This is a genomic window from Bradyrhizobium sp. AZCC 2230, from assembly GCF_036924495.1.
GTDB classification, from domain to species: domain Bacteria; phylum Pseudomonadota; class Alphaproteobacteria; order Rhizobiales; family Xanthobacteraceae; genus Bradyrhizobium; species Bradyrhizobium rifense.
The window spans coordinates 6876891-6894239 of sequence record NZ_JAZHRS010000001.1; the positions used below are offsets into that span (position 1 = coordinate 6876891).

Sequence of the window (17349 nt, forward strand, 5' to 3'; positions counted from 1 at the left end):
GCGGAGGCGTTCGTTCCTCGATTATAATTCGGGAAAATACGGCAATGAGGCTCGCGGTTGTTGGGATTGGCGATCAACGCGACCGGGACATATCGGGAAAAACAGGAACAATCTCCGCGGGCAGCTGTTTTTGCCCTTGACGATTTCGTGACAGGCGACGAAAGCTCGCTTGGACAACTTTCGGGGCCGACGCCCAACACGGAAACCGGGTCTGCACACATCAACGACAGACCTTCCAAGAGAGGGGCTGCGGCATCGCCGCAGCCCTTTTTCGTTGGGCATGGTGCGGCCCCGCAAAACACTCTATGGTGCCGGAAGCCTCTGGCTATCAACTAGGAACATCGTGAAATCAAAGGCTTAAGGCCCGCATTCAGGTCGGGTCGGCCTTTGGAGGGCAGTTTGACTCGTTATATTTCGACCCGGGGCGAGGCCCCTGAGCTTGGCTTCTGCGACGTGATGCTGACCGGGCTTGCCCGCGACGGCGGCCTGTATGTGCCGGTGACCTGGCCGCAGCTTTCGGCCGAGACCATCGCTGGCTTCTTCGGCCGCCCCTATTGGGAGGTTGCGGTCGAAATCATCCGTCCCTTCGTCGGCGGCGAGATTTCCGACGCAGATCTCGGCCGCATGGCGAACGAGGCCTATGCCACCTTCCGTCATCCGGCCGTGGTGCCGCTGCGCCAGATGTCGCCGCATCAATTCGTGCTGGAGCTGTTCCACGGTCCGACGCTCGCCTTCAAGGACGTGGCGATGCAGCTGATCTCCCGGCTGATGGACCATGTGCTGGCCAAGCGCGGCCAGCGCACCACCATCGTGGTCGCGACCTCCGGCGACACCGGCGGCGCCGCGGTCGAGGCCTTCGCGGGTCTGGAGAACGTCGACCTCATCGTGCTGTTTCCGCACGGCCGCATCTCCGAGGTGCAGCGGCGGATGATGACGACGACCGGTGCCGCCAATGTCCATGCGCTCGCCATCGAGGGCAATTTCGACGACTGCCAGGCGCTCGTGAAGGGGATGTTCAACAACCATCGCTTCCGCGATGCGACCTCGCTGTCCGGCGTCAACTCCATCAACTGGGCCCGTATCGTCGCGCAGGTGGTCTACTACTTCACTTCCGCAGTCGCCGCCGGCGCACCGGCGCGCGCGGTGGATTTCATCGTGCCGACCGGAAATTTCGGCGATATTTTTGCAGGCTACGTCGCCAAGCGCATGGGTCTTCCCGTGCGGACCCTGCGCATTGCCGCTAACGTCAATGACATCCTCGCCCGCACGCTCAAGACCGGCATCTACGAGGTGCGCGAGGTGCACGCGACCGCCTCGCCGTCGATGGACATCCAGATCTCCTCGAATTTCGAGCGGCTGCTGTTCGAAGCCGGCAAGCGCGATGCGGCCGGCGTGCGCCGGCTGATGGAGCAGCTGAAACAGTCGGGCCGTTTTGTCCTGCCCGACGCCACGCTCGCTGCGATCCGCGAAGAATTCGACGCCGGTCGCGCCGACGAGACCGAGACTGCGGCTGCGATCCGCGCCGCCTGGCGCGAGGCCGGCGAGCTCGTCGATCCCCACACCGCCGTGGCGCTCGCGGTCGCCGATCGCGACACCACCGACACGACCGTTCCCAACATCGTGCTCTCGACCGCGCATCCCGCCAAATTCCCGGACGCCGTGGATGCGGCCTGTGGCCAGCGGCCGCAACTGCCGGCCTGGCTCGACGGTCTCATGACCAAATCCGAACATATGAAGGTCATGAAGAACGATCAGAGCGAGGTCGAGCGGTTCGTGCTGTCGGTCAGCCGTGCCGCAAAACAGGGAGTTGCCGGATGAGCGTCGAGATATCCAAGCTTGCCTCCGGCCTGACCGTCGTCACCGACAACATGCCGCATCTGGAGACCGCCGCGCTCGGCGTCTGGGCCGGCGTCGGCGGCCGCGACGAGAAGCCGAACGAGCATGGCATCTCGCACCTGCTCGAGCACATGGCGTTCAAGGGCACGACGGGGCGCTCCTCGCGCGAGATCGTCGAGGAGATCGAGGCGGTCGGCGGCGACCTCAATGCCGGCACCTCGACCGAGACCACGTCCTATTATGCCCGCGTGATGAAGGCCGACGTGCCGCTCGCGCTCGACGTGCTTGCCGACATCCTCGCCAATCCCGCCTTCGAGCCCGAAGAGCTCGAGCGCGAGAAGAACGTCATCGTGCAGGAGATCGGTGCGGCCCAGGACACGCCCGACGACGTCGTGTTCGAGCATCTCAACGAGCTCTGCTATCCCGACCAGCCGATGGGCCGCTCGCTGCTCGGCACTGCCAAGACCCTGCGCGCCTTCAACCGCGACTCGCTGCGCGACTATCTCTCGACGCATTACCGCGGGCCCGACATGGTGGTCGCGGCGGCGGGCGCTGTCGATCACAAGCAGGTCGTCGCCGAGGTCGAGAAGCGCTTTGCGAGTTTTGACGCGACGCCGGGACCGAAGCCGCAGGCAGCGATGTTCGGCAGGGGCGGAGCCAAGGTCGTGCATCGCGAGCTCGAACAGGCGCATCTGACGCTGGCGCTGGAAGGCGTGCCGCAGACGGATTTGTCGCTGTTCTCGCTCCAGGTCTTCACCAACATCCTCGGCGGCGGAATGTCGTCGCGGCTGTTCCAGGAGGTGCGCGAAAAACGCGGCCTCTGCTACTCGATCTACTCGTTCCACGCGCCCTACACCGACACCGGCTTCTTCGGCCTCTACACCGGCACCGATCCCGCCGACGCGCCGGAGATGATGGAAGTCGTGGTCGACATCATGAATGATTCGGTCGAGACCCTGACCGAGGCCGAGATTGCGCGGGCCAAGGCGCAGATGAAGGCGGGCCTGCTGATGGCGCTGGAGAGCTGCTCCTCGCGCGCCGAGCAGCTCGCCCGGCACGTGCTGGCCTATGGCCGGCCGCAGACGGTGCAGGAGCTGGTGGCCCGGATCGACGCCGTCAGCGTCGAATCGACCCGCGATGCGGCGCGTGCACTGCTTTCGCGCAGCCGCCCTGCGGTAGTCGCATTGGGTAGCGGCAGGGGTCTGGACACGGCGGTATCTTTTGCGGAAGGATTGACGAAGGCGCGTGCCAAGGCGCGGCTGCATTAGGAGCCGCGCAGGGCGACCCGCCCCGGGAAGCATCACCATGGCCCTCTTTCGCCTGCCATCCAGTGGACCTGCTGCTCTTGCCCCCCGCGGCAACGGATTGTTGCTGCGGGCGCCGCAGATGTCGGATTTCCTGCAGTGGGCGCATCTGCGCGAGACCAGCCGCGATTATTTGACGCCGTGGGAGCCGATCTGGCCGTCCGACGACCTGACCCGTTCCGGCTTCCGCCGCCGCCTGCGCCGCTATTCCGAAGACATCGCCGCGGACCGCTCCTATCCCTTTCTGATCTTCCGCGAGCTCGACGGCGCCATGGTTGGCGGCATCACGCTCGCCAATGTCCGGCGCGGCATCGTCCAGGCCGGCACCATCGGCTATTGGGTCGGCCAGCCCAACGCCCATCGCGGCTACATGACCGCGGCGCTGCGGGTGCTGCTGCCGACGCTGTTCGGTGAGCTCAACCTGCACCGGGTCGAGGCTGCCTGCATCCCGACCAATGCGCCGTCGATCCGGGTGCTGGAGAAGTGCGGCTTCTCCCGCGAGGGACTGGCGCGCCGCTATCTCTGCATCAACGGGGTCTGGCAGGACCATCTGCTGTTCGGCCTGCTGCACGAGGATTTTCGCGGCTGAACGCGCGCTAAAGTCAGCTTTTTCCTGCCTTGTTTTCTCGCCTTGGGATCGCCGATATTGGCGATATAAACCGCATCACACCGGCGATCCGCCGGGATGTTGTCATGGAGTACAGGCGTTTATGAACGAGCTTCGCTCATTGCGGAAGGCGCTGCGGCGGGGTCCGGTGATCGCGCTGGCGCTGTCGGTGTCATTCGCTTCCATGTCGCCGGTCGCGGCGCAGTCGCTGACCGACCGCTTCAAGGGCCTGTTCGGCGGCAAATCCGACGAGCCGGCCAAGCCAGCGCCTGCGCCGGGCCAGCCGGCGGCCGATGACGACATCGATTGCCCGCAGGTCACGGTGCGCGCCGGAGCGTCCACCTACGGGGTCGGGGCGACAGGCAAGCCGGCCGTCGGCAACGATGTGCGCTTCCAGGCCTCGATCACCAAGATGGCGCGCGAATGCACCCGTAATGGCGCCGAGATCGTCGCGCGTATCGGCATCCAGGGCCGCGTCATCGCAGGCCCCGCCGGCGCGCCCAACTCGGTCGAGGTGCCCTTGCGCGTCGCCGTGGTGCAGGGCGGTGTCGGCGAGAAAGTGATCGCTTCGAAGGCCTACCGGACCACGGTCGAGATGTCCGAAGGCGGCAGCGTGCCCTTCACCTTCGTCGCCGAGGATCTGTCCTATCCGGTGCCGTCGGCCGCAGTCGCCGATACCTACATCTTCTATGTCGGCTTCGACCCGCAGGCGCTTTCGCCCGAGCCGAAGGCTCGCGGGAAAAAGAAGTAGCTACCAGCTCAGCTGTCATGCCCCGGCTTGACCGGGGCATCCAGTACGCCGCGGCCTAACGATCCATTACATCTGTCTCGGAGTACTGGATCACCCGCTTTCGCGGGTGATGACACGGAGTTTGCAGTTGTCGTACCGGGTCAACAAAAAAGCCGGCGCTCACCGCGCCGGCTTTTTGATTGGTGAGGACGAAAACGCCTCAGTTCAGCTTCTGCCGAACCTCGGTGATGCCCTTGGCGAGCAGATCGTCGGCGACCTGGCCCTTGACCGACTGCGACAGGATCGTGGAGGCGGCTTGCACTGCGGCTTCCGCGGCTGCGGCGCGAACATCAGCTACCGCCTGGGCCTCGGCGAGCGCGATCTTGCTCTCCGCGGTCTTGGTGCGGCGGGCGACGAAGTCTTCCACCTTCGCCTTGGCCTCGGTCGCGATGCGCTCGGCTTCGGACTTGGCGTTGGCGATGATGTCGGCAGCCTCGCGCTCGGCCGCGGCACTGCGTGCCTTGTAGTCGGCGAGCACCTTGGCGGCTTCCTGCTTGAGACGCGTCGCGTCGTCGAGCTCGGCCTTGATGCGGTCGGCGCGATGGTCGAGCGCAGCCATCGCCTTGTTGAAGACCCCGAGATAGCCGAACACGACCATCAGGATCACGAAGGCAATGGCGACCCAGGTTTCAGGATCGAAGAACATATCGACTAACCCTTCAAGGACGCATCAACGGCGGCATTGACCGACGCCGCGTCCGGAACCACGCCGGTGAGCTGCTGCACGATGGTGCCTGCCGCATCGGCCGCGATGCCGCGGACGTTGCTCATGGCGGTCGCGCGGGTCGAGGCGATGGTCTTCTCCGCCTCGGCGAGCTTGGCCGCCAGCTGCTCTTCCAGCGCCTTGCGCTCGGCTTCCGCCTGCGCATTCGCCTTGTCGCGGGATTCGTTGCCGATCGCCTGTGCCCGCGAACGCGCCGAAGCGAGCTCGCCTTCATAGGCCTTCAGCGCTGCGTCGGACTGATCCTTCAGCGTCTGCGCCTCGGCGAGGTCACCCTCGATCTTGTTCTGACGCGCCTCGATCGCACCGCCGACCTTCGGCAGAGCGAGCTTGGACACGATCACGTAAAGCGCGACGAAGAAGATCGCGAGCCACACCAGCTGTGAAGCATAGGTGCTGCTCTCGAACGGCGGAAAACCGCCACCATGACCGCCTTCGGCCTCGGTGTGGGCGCCCGCCGCCGGACTTTTCGCCCCGCCATGACTCTCAGCCATGGATTACTCCTGTTGCCGTCCTGCGCGCCGCTTCGGTTGAAGCGGCGCGAAAATTCGTCCTCAGAGCGGAACGAACAGCAGCAGCAGCGCGATCAGCAGGGAGAAAATGCCGAGCGCTTCGGTCACGGCGAAGCCGAAGATCAGGTTGCCGAACTGGCCCTGAGCGGCCGAGGGGTTGCGAACGGCTGCGGCGAGGTAGTTGCCGAAGATCACGCCCACGCCGACGCCCGCGCCGCCCATGCCGATGCATGCGATGCCCGCGCCGATAAGTTTTGCTGCTGCCGGATCCATTTTAGACTCCTTGGAAGAAAGATTGGGTTTTGGGTGGAAATTCCCCGGACCGCTCAGTGTCCCGGATGAATGGCGTCGTTGAGGTAGATGCAGGTCAGGATCGCAAACACATAGGCTTGCAGGAATGCGACCAGAATCTCGAGAGCGTACAGCGCGACCGTGAGCGCCAGCGGCAGCACGCCGCCGAACCAGCCCAGCGCGCCGAGCGAGAAGCCGAGCATGGCGACGAAGCCCGCGAACACCTTCAGCGCGATGTGGCCGGCCAGCATGTTGGCGAACAGACGGACGCTGTGGGAGACCGGCCGCAGGAAGAACGACAGGATCTCGATGAACATCACCAGCGGAAGGATGTAGCCGGGGACGCCGTGGGGCACGAAGATCGAGAAGAATTTCAGGCCGTTCTTGGCGACGCCGTAGATCAGCACGGTGAAGAAGACCAAAAGCGCGAGCGCCGCGGTCACGATCAGATGGCTCGAGATCGTGAAGGTATAGGGGATGATGCCGACCAGGTTCGAGACGCAGATGAACATGAACAGCGAGAAGATCAGCGGGAAGAACTTCATGCCTTCCGAGCCGGCCGTCGAGCGGATGGTCGAGGCGACGAATTCGTAGGAGATTTCGGCGACCGACTGGAGGCGCCCGGGAACCAGCTGCGTTCCGCTGGCAAGCATCAGGAGCGAGATGATCGCCACTGCCACCAGCATGTAGAGCGATGAATTGGTGAAGGCGATCGTTTGATTGCCGATATGGCCGATCGTGAAGAGAGGCTCGATGTTGAACTGGTGGATCGGATCGATTTTCATCAGCGCGGCATCTCTTGGTCTGCCGGGCTAGCCGGCGTGTCTCGGTCTGCCGGCCGGGCCGGCCCGCACCGGCGAAGCCGGCGCGAAAATTCCTCTCCTGTTCGGATCGGCCTTAAGAACCACCGCGCCTGTTCTGACCCGCGCCCGCCGTTCTCACCACATTCACGACGCCGGCCACGAAGCCCAGCAGCAGGAACACGATAAATCCGAAAGGCGACGTCGACAGCAAGCGGTCGAAACCCCAGCCAATCCCCGCTCCGACAACGACCCCGGCGACCAACTCGGAGGATAACCGGAAACCAAGCGCCATCGCCGAAGCTCTGGCCGCTTTGTCTTCACCGTCACCTGCGGGTTGCTCGGTCTTGATGTGGCGGTCGCGAAGTTCGGACAACCGCTGATCAAGATTTCCGAGCCGTTCGGAAAGCGCAGCTTCCTCGGGCGATCTATGCTGATCTCCATTCTCGCTGCGTCCCGTGTCCTGAGCCATGCCACGAAGACCCGAAACGCTGCGGTTGAATGGAAATTACGCCCGCCACCCTCAAAAGCCGCGCGGACCATACTGACCGCTCATAATCAAGTCAAGCCAAGTCACGATCGCGTCGTGTTCGCTTATGTATCTGATTTAATTGGTAATATCGCCTTGTACGCCAGCGCTGCACACAGCGTGACGCCGCACCGCAGCAGCTCTCCGCACGATCCGCCGAAATGGCCGACATTTCGCCGCGGCTTTCGGGATCAAACGGACTGCCGCCGTCGTTGATTCCGTGGATGCGTTTTTTGGCGGCGGATTGGAGCGACCGAGCGATGCGCCGTCGCTCGCCCGGGTGTAGAATTCGAACGGTGGGCCACCGGCGCGTCGTGGCGGAGAGCGCGATGAGAGTAGTGAAATCATCCACAACATCATGGCTTGCGGCGGTGGCGATTGCCGCGGTGGTGGCCACCAGCGGCGGCTTGGTGGCCGCGCAATCGGCGCCCGACGGCGAAAACGGCCGCTTCAGCATGACGCCGATCCCCGAAGGCGTGCTGCGGCTCGACACCCGCACCGGCACGGTCTCGACCTGCACCAGGAATGGCACCGGCTGGGCCTGCTATGCCGTGCCCGACGAGCGCTCCGCGTTCGATGCCGAGATCGGCCGGCTCCAGGCCGAGGTCGAGAAGCTGAAGGGGCAACTCGCGGCCGGGCCGACCGTGTCGGGCAAAGTCGACGAGGCGTTGCCGAAATCGGATTCGCTGAAGAAGGCGGAGCCGAAGGTCGCCGAGGGTGATCGGAAGATCGAGATCCCGCTACCCAGCGACCAGGATCTCGACCGCGCCATGTCATTCCTTGAGAAGGCGTGGCGCCGGCTGATCGACATGGCCAATCGCGTGCAGAAGGACGTGTCGGGGAGGATTTGACACACGACGCGGTGCCGTAGGGTGGGCAAAGGCGCAAAGCGCCGTGCCCACCACCTTCATATTGTTGCGTGGAATGGTGGGCACGCTTCGCTTTGCCCACCCTACGGCAGCTTTCGAGTTGAGAGACCTTTCATGACGTCAGCCAAATCTGTCACCCGCTCGGCGCCATCGTCGGTGCAAGCCACCACGATCGTATCGTCGCTACTGACCGTGCAGACGCAAGGTCGCGGCTTCACCGATCTCACCAGCGAAGTTGCGAAGTTCGCCGCCGAGGCTCACGCCCGCGACGGTGCGCTGACGCTGTTCATCCGCCACACCTCGGCGTCACTGACGATCCAGGAAAACGCCGATCCCTCGGTGCTCGTTGATCTCACCACCGCGCTCTCGCGGCTCGCGCCGGAGAATGCGCCGTGGACGCATGATACCGAAGGACCCGATGACATGCCCGCGCACGTCAAGACGATGCTGACGCAGACCTCGCTACATGTGCCGGTACTCAACGGTGCGCTCGCGCTCGGCACCTGGCAGGGGATCTATCTGGTCGAGCACCGGGCGCGCCCGCATCGCCGCGAAATCGTGCTGCAATTCATCGGCGGCAATAAATAACATCCCAAGAGCAAACCGGCCGCGGATCGCTCCGCGGCCGGTTTTTTGTTGGTGTCGTGCGACGTCTACATCTTGGTGATGTCGACATCCTTCGTCTCGGGGACGAAGAAGAAGCCGACCACCGCCGTGATCAACGCGAAGGCAACCGGATACCAAAGACCCGAGTAGATATCGCCGGTCGATGCGGTTATCGCGAAGGCGGTCGCGGGCAGCAGGCCGCCGAACCAGCCGTTGCCGATGTGATAGGGCAGCGACATCGAGGTGTAGCGGATGCGGGTCGGGAACAGTTCGACAAGCATGGCCGCGATCGGGCCGTACACCATGGTGACGTAGATCACGAGGATGAAAAGCAAGCCGATGAGGGCCGACACCTGCGGACGGAAGATGTCGAACGGGTTCGACATCTTGACGATGCCCGCGTCACCCGGCTTCGGGTAGCCCGCCGCCTGCGTCGCCGCAGTGATCGCGGGGTTCGACGTCTTGGCGTCCGTGTAGGGCACTTCCTTGTCGTTGACCATGATCTTCACCGCGCCCGCCGGACCCGGAACCGTCGTGTACTTCACCGACGACTGCGCGAGGAAGGCGCGGGCGGTGTCGCAAGGCGCCGTGAAGACGCGGGTGCCGACCGGGTTGAACAGATCGCCGCAGCCTGCGGGATCCGCCACCACCTGCACCTTGACCGTCTCATAGGCCTTTTCCAGCGCCGGATTGGCGTTGGTCGAGATCATCTTGAAGATCGGGAACAGGGTCAGTGCGCCGATCAGGCAGCCCGCCAGGATGATCGGCTTGCGGCCGATCCGGTCGGACAGCGCGCCGAACACCAGGAAGAAGCCGGTGCCGAGCAGCAGCGACCAGGCGATCAGCAGGTTGGCGGTGTAGCCGTCGACCTTCAGGATCGATTGCAGGAAGAACAGCGCGTAGAACTGGCCCGTGTACCAGATCACCGCCTGGCCCATGGTCAGGCCGAACAGCGCCAGGATCACGATCTTGGCGTTGCTCCAGGTGGCGAAGGCTTCGGTCAGCGGGGCCTTGGAGCCCTTGCCCTCGTCCTTCATGCGCTGGAACACCGGCGATTCGTTCAAGCGCAGACGGATCCAGACCGAGATGCCGAGCAGCGCGACCGAGACCAGGAACGGAATGCGCCAGCCGCCCCAATAGGAGCCGGGTGCGCCGGCGAAGGCAGCCTCGCCGGTCGCGGATCGGGTGAACAGGATCACCAGCAGCGACAGGAACAGGCCGAGCGTCGCAGTGGTCTGGATGAAGGAGGTGTAGTAGCCGCGCTTGCCCTGCGGCGCATGCTCGGCGACGTAGGTCGCCGCACCACCATATTCACCACCGAGCGCGAGGCCCTGCAGCAGGCGCAGGCCGATCAGGATGATCGGAGCTGCGATGCCGATTTGGGCTGCACCCGGCAGCAGGCCGACGATGAAGGTCGACAGACCCATGATCAGGATGGTGACGAGGAAGGTGTATTTGCGTCCGACGATGTCGCCGACGCGGCCGAACACGATCGCGCCGAACGGACGGACCAGAAAGCCCGCCGCAAAGGCCAGCAGCGCGAAGATATCGCGCGTGGCCTGGTCGAACATCGGCTTGCCGTCGGCGCCGGCGATAGTGAAGAACTGCGTGCCGATGATGCTGGCCAGCGACCCGTAGAGATAGAAGTCGTACCACTCGAAGACGGTGCCGAGGGACGAAGCGAGGATGACGAACCTCTCATCCTTCGTCATGCCGGTCGACCGTGCCGACGTTGCAGCTAGTGTGGACATCGTGAATGCGCTCCCCGAAATTCGTTTCCTCGCGTCCCGGCTGTCCGGGCATGCCGGATCAATCTGGGTCTTGCCCCCAAGGTAACATCGGCGTGAAACCGGCCCCAATACGACTTTCGGCCTTGCGCACTGACCCGCAACTGACGGTTTGGATTTGTCGTGCCGCGCCGCGGCACACGGCTTGCGGATTAACCCCTTTCCCGCAAAGGAATAATGTGCCCTTGCATGCCACGGCCGGTCGGGGAAGAATTGACCATTGCGCCGGTCCGGACTACTGGCGCTGACGTGAACGACAGCAAGAGATCGATGAACGCTCCCTCCACCCATCTCGTCATTGCCGATGACCATCCGCTGTTCCGCGATGCGCTGCGGCAAGCGGTGGCCGGTGTCCTGAGCACGGCGAAGATCGACGAGGCCGGGTCGTTCGAGGATCTGACGAAGCTGCTGGAACAGACCTCCGACGTCGACCTGGTCCTGCTCGACCTCTCGATGCCCGGCATCTCCGGCTTTTCCGGCCTGATCTATCTGCGTGCGCAATATCCGGCGATCCCGGTGGTGATCGTCTCGGCCTCCGACGACAGCGCCACGATCCGGCGTTCGCTCGATTTCGGCGCCTCCGGCTTCATCCCGAAGCGGTTCGGCGTCGAGACGCTGCGCGACGCCATCCTCAAGGTCATGGAAGGGGACGTCTGGGTTCCCGCCGACACCGACCTGTCGGCCGCCGCCGACCCCGACATGACAAAGCTGCGCGATCGGCTGGTGACGCTGACGCCGCAGCAGGTGCGGGTGCTGATGATGCTGTCGGAGGGATTGCTGAACAAGCAGATCGCCTACGAGCTCGGCGTCTCCGAGGCCACCATCAAGGCGCATGTCTCGGCCATCCTGCAAAAGCTCGGCGTCGAGAGCCGCACCCAGGCGGTGATCGCCGCCGCGAAGATCTCCGGTGGCCAGTGGAAGCAGGGCACGCCGACGGGGTGAGCTCGTAGCCCGGGTGGAGCGCAGCGCAATCCGGGAGACTGGTCCCGCATTCCGCTTCGCTCCATGCAGGCTACAATTCCTCGCGCCGCCCGACGGGCAAAACACCCAAGGGCTGGGTCAATCGGCGTCCGACAAAATATTCCGCTTTACCGAAATTCGGATTTATCGTATGTATCCCCCATCCTGATCCGGCGAAAAGGGGCGGTCGTACGTCGTCACGAGCCGCGGATCGGGCTGCGGTGGACGTGGGCAGCGCCGTCGCGGATGTGAGTGGCAGGGTAGGGCAGTGGATTGAGCCGAGCCCCGCGAGTCACTTGCAAGCCGCGTTGTACGAACGGCACCAAAGCCCTGCGAAGCCTTTTTGGCGAAGCAGGGTCTGCTTGCGTACGGCAAAACCGTGTGGTCCCGGCCGTCGTCGCTACGGTCAAGTCTTGCGGATGCGGCATTGGCGTCAACCGGCGCGGTGTCGGTAACTTCCGTCGGGGCGAGGGAGGCCAGAAGGAATTCGGCTCCCGGGAGAGCACGGCATAAGCCGTCCAACCACTGCGCAGGGAAGGCCGTGTGTTCGGCTTCACCTGTATGCCGCTGTGCAGTTCTTTTGCGCTACCCGCGCACAGCGGACCGTGGGTGCGAGGTCAGCACCCGGCCTTCCCTGCGCCCTTTGTTTGGAGGGCGTGAAGCGAAAAGCAAAACTCGGGCGAAAGACGCCGCGAGAAGGCGAAGGCGTGTCTGTCGTCCGCCCTCGGTGTCATCGTCCGCGCAGGCGGACGATCCAGTATTCCAGAGACGCCTGTGATTGAATCGAGACGCCGCGGCGTACTGGATTCCCCGCCTTCGCGGGGAATGACAGCAGGGGTTGGAGAAACAGTTTGCCGCCTCTCGTTCGCAATGACGAGTTCTTGACAGCAATGGCCTGTCAACCTCACAGGAGAGTGCGTTGACGCGGGTTCCCGAAGCCGTAAGCAAGCCACGCTTGCAGATCCCTGCAATCGGGTTCGATGTCGGCCTCACAACTTCTCACAAGTCCAAACGAGCCTTTCACGGCGAGCGCTGATAGGCAGTTGCGTGACGGCAATAAGAGCCCAACCGAGCCACGCCAGTGTCGATGGGATCTGACGATTCCGACAACCATCAACGAGGCAAGAGATCATGACACAGATTATCGACCAGCATCGCCGCCAGTTCCTCGGCGTCGCAGCCGGGACCGTCGCCATCGGTCTGGGCGTGATCGACCTTGCGCGCGCTGAAACCGAGACGCCGCGATCAACCAACACCTCCTTCGGCACGATCAAGCAGATCAATGCCGGCGTCCTCAATGTCGGCTACGCCGAAGCGGGCCCCGCGACCGGCCCGGTGGCGGTCCTGCTCCACGGCTGGCCCTACGACATTCACAGCTTCGTCGATGTCGCGCCGATCCTGGCGCAGGCCGGCTATCGCGTCATCATTCCTTACTTGCGCGGCTACGGCTCGACGCACTTCCTCTCCAGCGAGACGCTGCGCAACGGCGAGCCGGCCGCGCTGGCCGCCGACATCATCGCGCTGATGGATGCGCTCAACATCAAGAAGGCTGCTATCGCCGGCTTCGACTGGGGCGCGCGCACCGCCGATATCATTGCGGCGCTATGGCCGGAGCGCTGTCGCGCGCTGGTGTCGGTGAGCGGCTATCTGATCTCCAGCCAGGCGGCGGGCAACGCGCCGTTGCCGCCGGCGGCCGAGCTGCAATGGTGGTACCAGTTCTATTTCGCGACTGAGCGCGGCCGCGCCGGCTACGAGAAGTACACGCATGATTTCGCAAAGCTGATCTGGAGGCTGGCATCGCCGCAGTGGAAGTTCGACGACGCCACATTCGATCGCAGTGCCAAGGCTTTCGAGAACAAGGATCATGTCGCGATCACGATCCACAATTACCGCTGGCGGCTCGGCCTCGCCAAGGGCGAGGCGAAGTACGAGGAGATCGAAAAGAAGCTCGCGGCAACACCGGTCATCGACGTGCCGACGATCACGATGGAGGGCGATGCCAACGGCGCGCCGCATCCCGATTCCGGCGCCTACGCCAAGAGATTCTCTGGGCGCTACGATTATCGCCTGATCACCGGCGGCATCGGTCACAATTTGCCGCAGGAAGCACCGCAAGCCTTTGCCAAGGCCGTCATCGATGCCGACGGCGGCGCCTGACCCCGCTATTCCGCCGCCACCATCTGCTGCGTCCGCCATTGCCCGAGCAACGCGCGCAGCGACGCCGGCTTCACCGGCTTGTTCAGCACCGCGATCTTCTCGTCGCGCGCAGCCATCTGCACGGCGGGGCTGCGATCGGCGGTAATCAGGATCGCGGGGATGGTGTCGCCGAAGCGGCGGCGGATGTCGCGGATGGCAGCGATGCCGTTGCCGCGGTCGAGGTGATAGTCGACGAGCAGTCCGGTGACGCGCCGGCCGGCGACTTCGATCGCTGATATCGCGCCTTCGGGATCGGCGACCGCGATCACCTCGGCGTCCCAGGCCTTCAACAGCGTCCGCATGCCGTCGAGGATCGCGGCGTCGTTCTCGATGCAAACGATCAGCGCGCCCGCGATCGACGTGCGCGCCAGCGGCGTCGCGCTGGTCACCGCCGCGGTCAGCGTCACGGCCTTCGCCGTTGGCACCGTCACGGAGAACAGCGAGCCGCGGCCCGCGTTGGCGTCGATGGCGATGCCGTGGTTGAGCACGCGTGCCAGCCGCTCGACGATCGATAGCCCCAGCCCCAGCCCGCGGGCGATCCGCGCACCCTGCTCGAGGCGATGGAATTCCTTGAAGATCTCACCGCGCTTGGCCAAGGGGATGCCGACGCCGGTGTCGTAGACGCAGATCCTGAGCGAGGGGCCCTGGCGGCGGCAACCGACCAGCACGCGTCCGCGCGGGGTGTATTTGATCGCGTTCGAGATCAAATTCTGCAACAGCCGCCGCAGCAGCAGCCGGTCGGATTCGACCGGCAGCGAGCAGGGCACGAAGGTGAGGTCGAGGCCCTTGGCGCGCGCGATCGGCGCGAACTCGATCTCCAGCGAGCGCATCAGATCGGCCATCTTGAAACTCGAAATCGAGGTCGTCATCGCACCGGCATCGAGCCGGGAGATGTCGAGCAGCGCGCCGAGGATTTCCTCGATGGCCTGCAACGATTCGTCGATGTTCTCGACCAGCCGCGTCTCCTCGCCGCTGTGCTGGCGCTCGACCAGGCTCGTGACATAGAGCCGCGCCGCGTTCAGCGGCTGGAGAATGTCGTGGCTGGCGGCCGCAAGGAAGCGCGTCTTCGAGATGCTGGCGTCCTCCGCGCTGCTCTTGGCGAGCGCCAGCTCGGAGTTCAGCCGTGTCAGCTCCTCGGTACGGTCGCGCACGCGCTTTTCCAGCGTCGCATTGGCGCGCTCCAGCGCTTCCGCCGCCTCGAAGGTCGGCGTGACGTCGGTGAAGGTGATGACGAAGCCGCCGCCGGGCATGCGGTTGGTGAGCACCTCGATCACCATGTGGCGTTCCGACAGGCGTTCGAGATAGGGCTCGCTGTCGGTGGTGTAGGCCACGAGCCGCTGCTCGATCATCGCCTCGCGGTCGGCCTGGTTTGCGGGATCGCTGACGCCCATGAACTCCAGGATCTCGCGGAGCGGCGTGCCGAACTGGATGAAATGCGGGGGGACGTTGAGCAGATCGCCGAACTGCCGGTTGGAGCAGATCAGCTGCAAATCGGCGTCGAACACCGCGATGCCCTGGCGCACATGGTTGAGCGCGGTCTGGAGGATCTCGCGGTTGAAATGCAACGCCGCATGGGAATCGTCGAGCAGTTTTAGCGCGGCTTTCGCGGAGACCGTCCGCTTGCGCAGCAGCAGCGACATCACGAGGCGCGAGGACGCAGCCCCGATCGACGAGGCGATCAGGTGCTCGGCGTGCTGCAGCAGCTCGAAATCGGCGGGGGCTCCGGATTCCAGCCGCATGTTGCGCCGTGCCGAGAACGCCTCGAACGAATGCCGGGCGCGATCGGGCCCGAGATATTGCGCGACCGTGGTCTGGATGTCCTGGACCGTGATGGTGGTGCGCCAGCGGCGGAAATTCGGCGCGATCGGCGCGAGCGTGTTGGGCACGAACAGATCGGCCTGCACCAGCTCGATGGACGAGGGCCGCCGCGCCAGCGACAGCAGCACGTAGGTGAGGATGTTGAGCGAGAGCGACCAGACCACGCCATGCATCAGTGGCGGCAGGTCGGCGCCGAACAGCGCCTGCGGCCGCAGCGCCTCGATGCCGAACGGGCCGTGCTGGAGCAGCAGGATCCCCGCGGTCGAAGAATCCATGAAGCTCGGGATGAACAGCGTGTAGAGCCATACCGCGAAGCCGACCAACATGCCACCGATGGCGCCGCGCGCGGTGGCGCGCCGCCACAACAGGCCGCCGAAGAACGCGGGCGCGAGCTGCGCGATCGCGGCAAAGGACAACAGGCCGATCGCCGCGAGCTGGGTGTTGCCGAGCGCGCGGTAGTAGAAATAGGCCATCACCATGATGGCGAAGATCGCGAGCCGCCGCGAGCGCAGCAGGAAGTCGCCGAAATCGGTCGCGATGGCGCGGCTCTCCGGCCGTCGCTGCAGCACCAGCGGCACCACGAGGTCGTTGGAGACCATGATGGAGAGCGCGACGCATTCGACGATCACCATCGCGGTGGCCGCCGACAGGCCGCCGACGAAGACGGCGACGCTGAGCAGTCCCGCGCCGCCCTCCATCGGCAGCGCCAGCACGTACATGTCGGGGTCGACCGCGCCGAACGGGAAGCTGACGAGGCCGGCGAGCGCGATCGGGATCACGAACACATTGATGGCGACGAGATAGAGCGGGAACAGCCAGCGCGCGCGGCTGACCTCGGCGTCCGAGGAATTCTCAACCACGCTGACGTGAAACTGCCGCGGCAGCAGCATGATCGCGCACAGCGACAGCAGCGTCATCGTGAGAAAGTTGCCGATCGACGGCGAATAGTCGATGGCGCGCACCGCCTCCGGCGTCTTCATCGCGCGCTCGATCAGTTCGTGCGGCGAGAACATCCAGAAAGTGACGAAGATGCCGGCGGTGAGGAAGGCGACCAGCTTGATGATGGATTCGGTCGCGACCGCCAGCATCAGGCCGTGCTGATGCTCGGTGGCGTCGGTCTGCCGCGTGCCGAACAGCACCGCGAACGCCGCCATCGCCAGCGTCACCATCAGCGCCATGTCGCCGAGGATCGGGATGTGGGAGAACGCCTGGTCCTCGCTCAGGATGACTTCGAGCGAGGAGGCGACCGCCTTGAGCTGGAGCGCGATGTAGGGCACCGAGCCGATGATCGCGATCAGCGCCACGGATGCCGCCACGGCCTGGCTCTTGCCGTAGCGTGCGCCGATGAAGTCGGCGATCGAGGTGATGTTGTGGGCCTTGGCAAGCTGGATCACGCGACGGAGCACGCCGGCGCCGAGGCCGATCATCAGGATCGGGCCGACATAGATCGCGAGGAAGTCGGTCGAGGTGCGGGTGGCGAAGCCGACCGAGCCGAAGAAGGTCCAGGACGTGCAGTAGATCGCCATCGACAGCGGGTAGATCAGCCCCGACGCACGGCCATGTCCGGCCGGCGAGCGGCGGTCGCCATGGCTCGCCACCAGGAACAGGAAGCCGATATAGCCGAAGGCGGCGGCGATCACGCCCCAGTCGTGCAGCATGGCGAGCGTGCTTCTCCCATGGCGCAGTCGCGCCTGCTCTCATTTTCCCTGCAAATCTAGCGCGT

At 64.6% G+C, this 17349-nt stretch carries 15 protein-coding genes; 8 read left to right on the top strand and 7 right to left on the bottom strand.

Annotation, left to right across the window (positions count from 1 at the left end; translation table 11 throughout):
* Positions 1-399: 399 nt before the first annotated feature.
* From thrC to V1280_RS32850, 4 genes are all read left to right on the top strand, one after another.
* The gene (gene thrC, locus V1280_RS32835; protein WP_334534301.1) at positions 400-1818 is read left to right on the top strand and encodes a threonine synthase; all 1419 of its coding nucleotides are present in this window, start codon (positions 400-402) and stop codon (positions 1816-1818) included.
* A complete protein-coding gene (locus V1280_RS32840; RefSeq protein WP_334534304.1) occupies positions 1815-3104 on the top strand; it encodes a M16 family metallopeptidase in 1290 nt (429 codons plus the stop codon). Before thrC ends, V1280_RS32840 begins: the two co-directional genes overlap by 4 nt.
* 37 nt (positions 3105-3141) lie before the next feature.
* Complete coding sequence (locus tag V1280_RS32845; RefSeq protein WP_148770102.1) at positions 3142-3729, top strand: GNAT family N-acetyltransferase; 588 nt, start codon at positions 3142-3144, stop codon at positions 3727-3729.
* A gap of 121 nt (positions 3730-3850) precedes the next feature.
* Complete coding sequence (locus V1280_RS32850; RefSeq protein ID WP_334534307.1) at positions 3851-4498, top strand: hypothetical protein; 648 nt, start codon at positions 3851-3853, stop codon at positions 4496-4498.
* A gap of 199 nt (positions 4499-4697) precedes the next feature.
* Here the strand turns inward: V1280_RS32850 and V1280_RS32855 are convergent, their stop codons facing one another.
* The 5 genes from V1280_RS32855 to V1280_RS32875 form a co-directional block, all read right to left on the bottom strand.
* Positions 4698-5183, bottom strand: a complete 486-nt coding sequence (locus tag V1280_RS32855; RefSeq protein ID WP_334534310.1) for a F0F1 ATP synthase subunit B family protein — start codon at positions 5181-5183, stop codon at positions 4698-4700.
* A gap of 5 nt (positions 5184-5188) precedes the next feature.
* A complete protein-coding gene (locus V1280_RS32860; RefSeq protein ID WP_334534312.1) occupies positions 5189-5752 on the bottom strand; it encodes a F0F1 ATP synthase subunit B in 564 nt (187 codons plus the stop codon).
* A gap of 60 nt (positions 5753-5812) precedes the next feature.
* Complete coding sequence (locus V1280_RS32865; RefSeq protein WP_007599451.1) at positions 5813-6043, bottom strand: F0F1 ATP synthase subunit C; 231 nt, start codon at positions 6041-6043, stop codon at positions 5813-5815.
* 53 nt (positions 6044-6096) lie between these two features.
* Positions 6097-6846 carry a F0F1 ATP synthase subunit A gene (locus tag V1280_RS32870; protein WP_148770094.1) on the bottom strand — a complete coding sequence of 250 codons (750 nt, stop codon included), beginning with the start codon at positions 6844-6846 and terminating at the stop codon, positions 6097-6099.
* A 112-nt stretch (positions 6847-6958) separates the two neighbouring features.
* Positions 6959-7333: an AtpZ/AtpI family protein gene (locus tag V1280_RS32875; protein ID WP_334534319.1), complete on the bottom strand. Its 375-nt coding sequence runs from the start codon at positions 7331-7333 to the stop codon at positions 6959-6961.
* 386 nt (positions 7334-7719) lie between these two features.
* Between V1280_RS32875 and V1280_RS32880 the strand changes: the two genes are divergently transcribed.
* Both V1280_RS32880 and V1280_RS32885 read left to right on the top strand, forming a co-directional pair.
* Positions 7720-8241: a hypothetical protein gene (locus V1280_RS32880; RefSeq protein WP_334534321.1), complete on the top strand. Its 522-nt coding sequence runs from the start codon at positions 7720-7722 to the stop codon at positions 8239-8241.
* 132 nt (positions 8242-8373) lie between these two features.
* Entirely contained in the window at positions 8374-8847 is a 474-nt protein-coding gene (locus V1280_RS32885) for a secondary thiamine-phosphate synthase enzyme YjbQ (RefSeq protein ID WP_334534324.1), read from the top strand.
* 65 nt (positions 8848-8912) lie between these two features.
* Here V1280_RS32885 and V1280_RS32890 read toward each other — a convergent pair whose 3' ends face one another.
* Positions 8913-10577, bottom strand: a complete 1665-nt coding sequence (locus V1280_RS32890) for an MFS transporter (RefSeq protein WP_442895258.1) — start codon at positions 10575-10577, stop codon at positions 8913-8915.
* Positions 10578-10922: 345 nt separating this feature from the next.
* On the opposite strand from V1280_RS32890, the gene V1280_RS32895 reads away from it, so the two are divergent.
* Positions 10923-11594 carry a response regulator transcription factor gene (locus tag V1280_RS32895; RefSeq protein WP_334534329.1) on the top strand — a complete coding sequence of 224 codons (672 nt, stop codon included), beginning with the start codon at positions 10923-10925 and terminating at the stop codon, positions 11592-11594.
* 1149 nt (positions 11595-12743) lie between these two features.
* Positions 12744-13769 (top strand): alpha/beta fold hydrolase, encoded by a 1026-nt coding sequence (locus V1280_RS32900; protein WP_334534332.1) that lies wholly within the window; start codon positions 12744-12746, stop codon positions 13767-13769.
* A 5-nt stretch (positions 13770-13774) separates the two neighbouring features.
* On the opposite strand, the gene V1280_RS32905 is transcribed toward V1280_RS32900, so the two are convergent.
* Entirely contained in the window at positions 13775-17284 is a 3510-nt protein-coding gene (locus V1280_RS32905; RefSeq protein WP_334534335.1) for a PAS domain-containing hybrid sensor histidine kinase/response regulator, read from the bottom strand.
* Between the last annotated feature and the right edge of the window lie 65 nt (positions 17285-17349).

What these genes read in the sequence shown, in the direction of transcription:
- V1280_RS32840 (WP_334534304.1), top strand. Translation starts at nt 1,815, where the DNA reads ATGAGCGTCGAGATATCCAAGCTTGCCTCCGGCCTGACCGTCGTCACC.
- V1280_RS32845 (WP_148770102.1), top strand. Translation starts at nt 3,142, where the DNA reads ATGGCCCTCTTTCGCCTGCCATCCAGTGGACCTGCTGCTCTTGCCCCC.
- V1280_RS32850 (WP_334534307.1), top strand. Translation starts at nt 3,851, where the DNA reads ATGAACGAGCTTCGCTCATTGCGGAAGGCGCTGCGGCGGGGTCCGGTG.
- V1280_RS32855 (WP_334534310.1), bottom strand. Translation starts at nt 5,183, where the DNA reads ATGTTCTTCGATCCTGAAACCTGGGTCGCCATTGCCTTCGTGATCCTG.
- V1280_RS32860 (WP_334534312.1), bottom strand. Translation starts at nt 5,752, where the DNA reads ATGGCTGAGAGTCATGGCGGGGCGAAAAGTCCGGCGGCGGGCGCCCAC.
- V1280_RS32865 (WP_007599451.1), bottom strand. Translation starts at nt 6,043, where the DNA reads ATGGATCCGGCAGCAGCAAAACTTATCGGCGCGGGCATCGCATGCATC.
- V1280_RS32870 (WP_148770094.1), bottom strand. Translation starts at nt 6,846, where the DNA reads ATGAAAATCGATCCGATCCACCAGTTCAACATCGAGCCTCTCTTCACG.
- V1280_RS32875 (WP_334534319.1), bottom strand. Translation starts at nt 7,333, where the DNA reads ATGGCTCAGGACACGGGACGCAGCGAGAATGGAGATCAGCATAGATCG.
- V1280_RS32880 (WP_334534321.1), top strand. Translation starts at nt 7,720, where the DNA reads ATGAGAGTAGTGAAATCATCCACAACATCATGGCTTGCGGCGGTGGCG.
- V1280_RS32885 (WP_334534324.1), top strand. Translation starts at nt 8,374, where the DNA reads ATGACGTCAGCCAAATCTGTCACCCGCTCGGCGCCATCGTCGGTGCAA.
- V1280_RS32890 (WP_442895258.1), bottom strand. Translation starts at nt 10,577, where the DNA reads ATGACGAAGGATGAGAGGTTCGTCATCCTCGCTTCGTCCCTCGGCACC.
- V1280_RS32895 (WP_334534329.1), top strand. Translation starts at nt 10,923, where the DNA reads ATGAACGCTCCCTCCACCCATCTCGTCATTGCCGATGACCATCCGCTG.
- V1280_RS32900 (WP_334534332.1), top strand. Translation starts at nt 12,744, where the DNA reads ATGACACAGATTATCGACCAGCATCGCCGCCAGTTCCTCGGCGTCGCA.
- V1280_RS32905 (WP_334534335.1), bottom strand. Translation starts at nt 17,284, where the DNA reads ATGCTGCACGACTGGGGCGTGATCGCCGCCGCCTTCGGCTATATCGGC.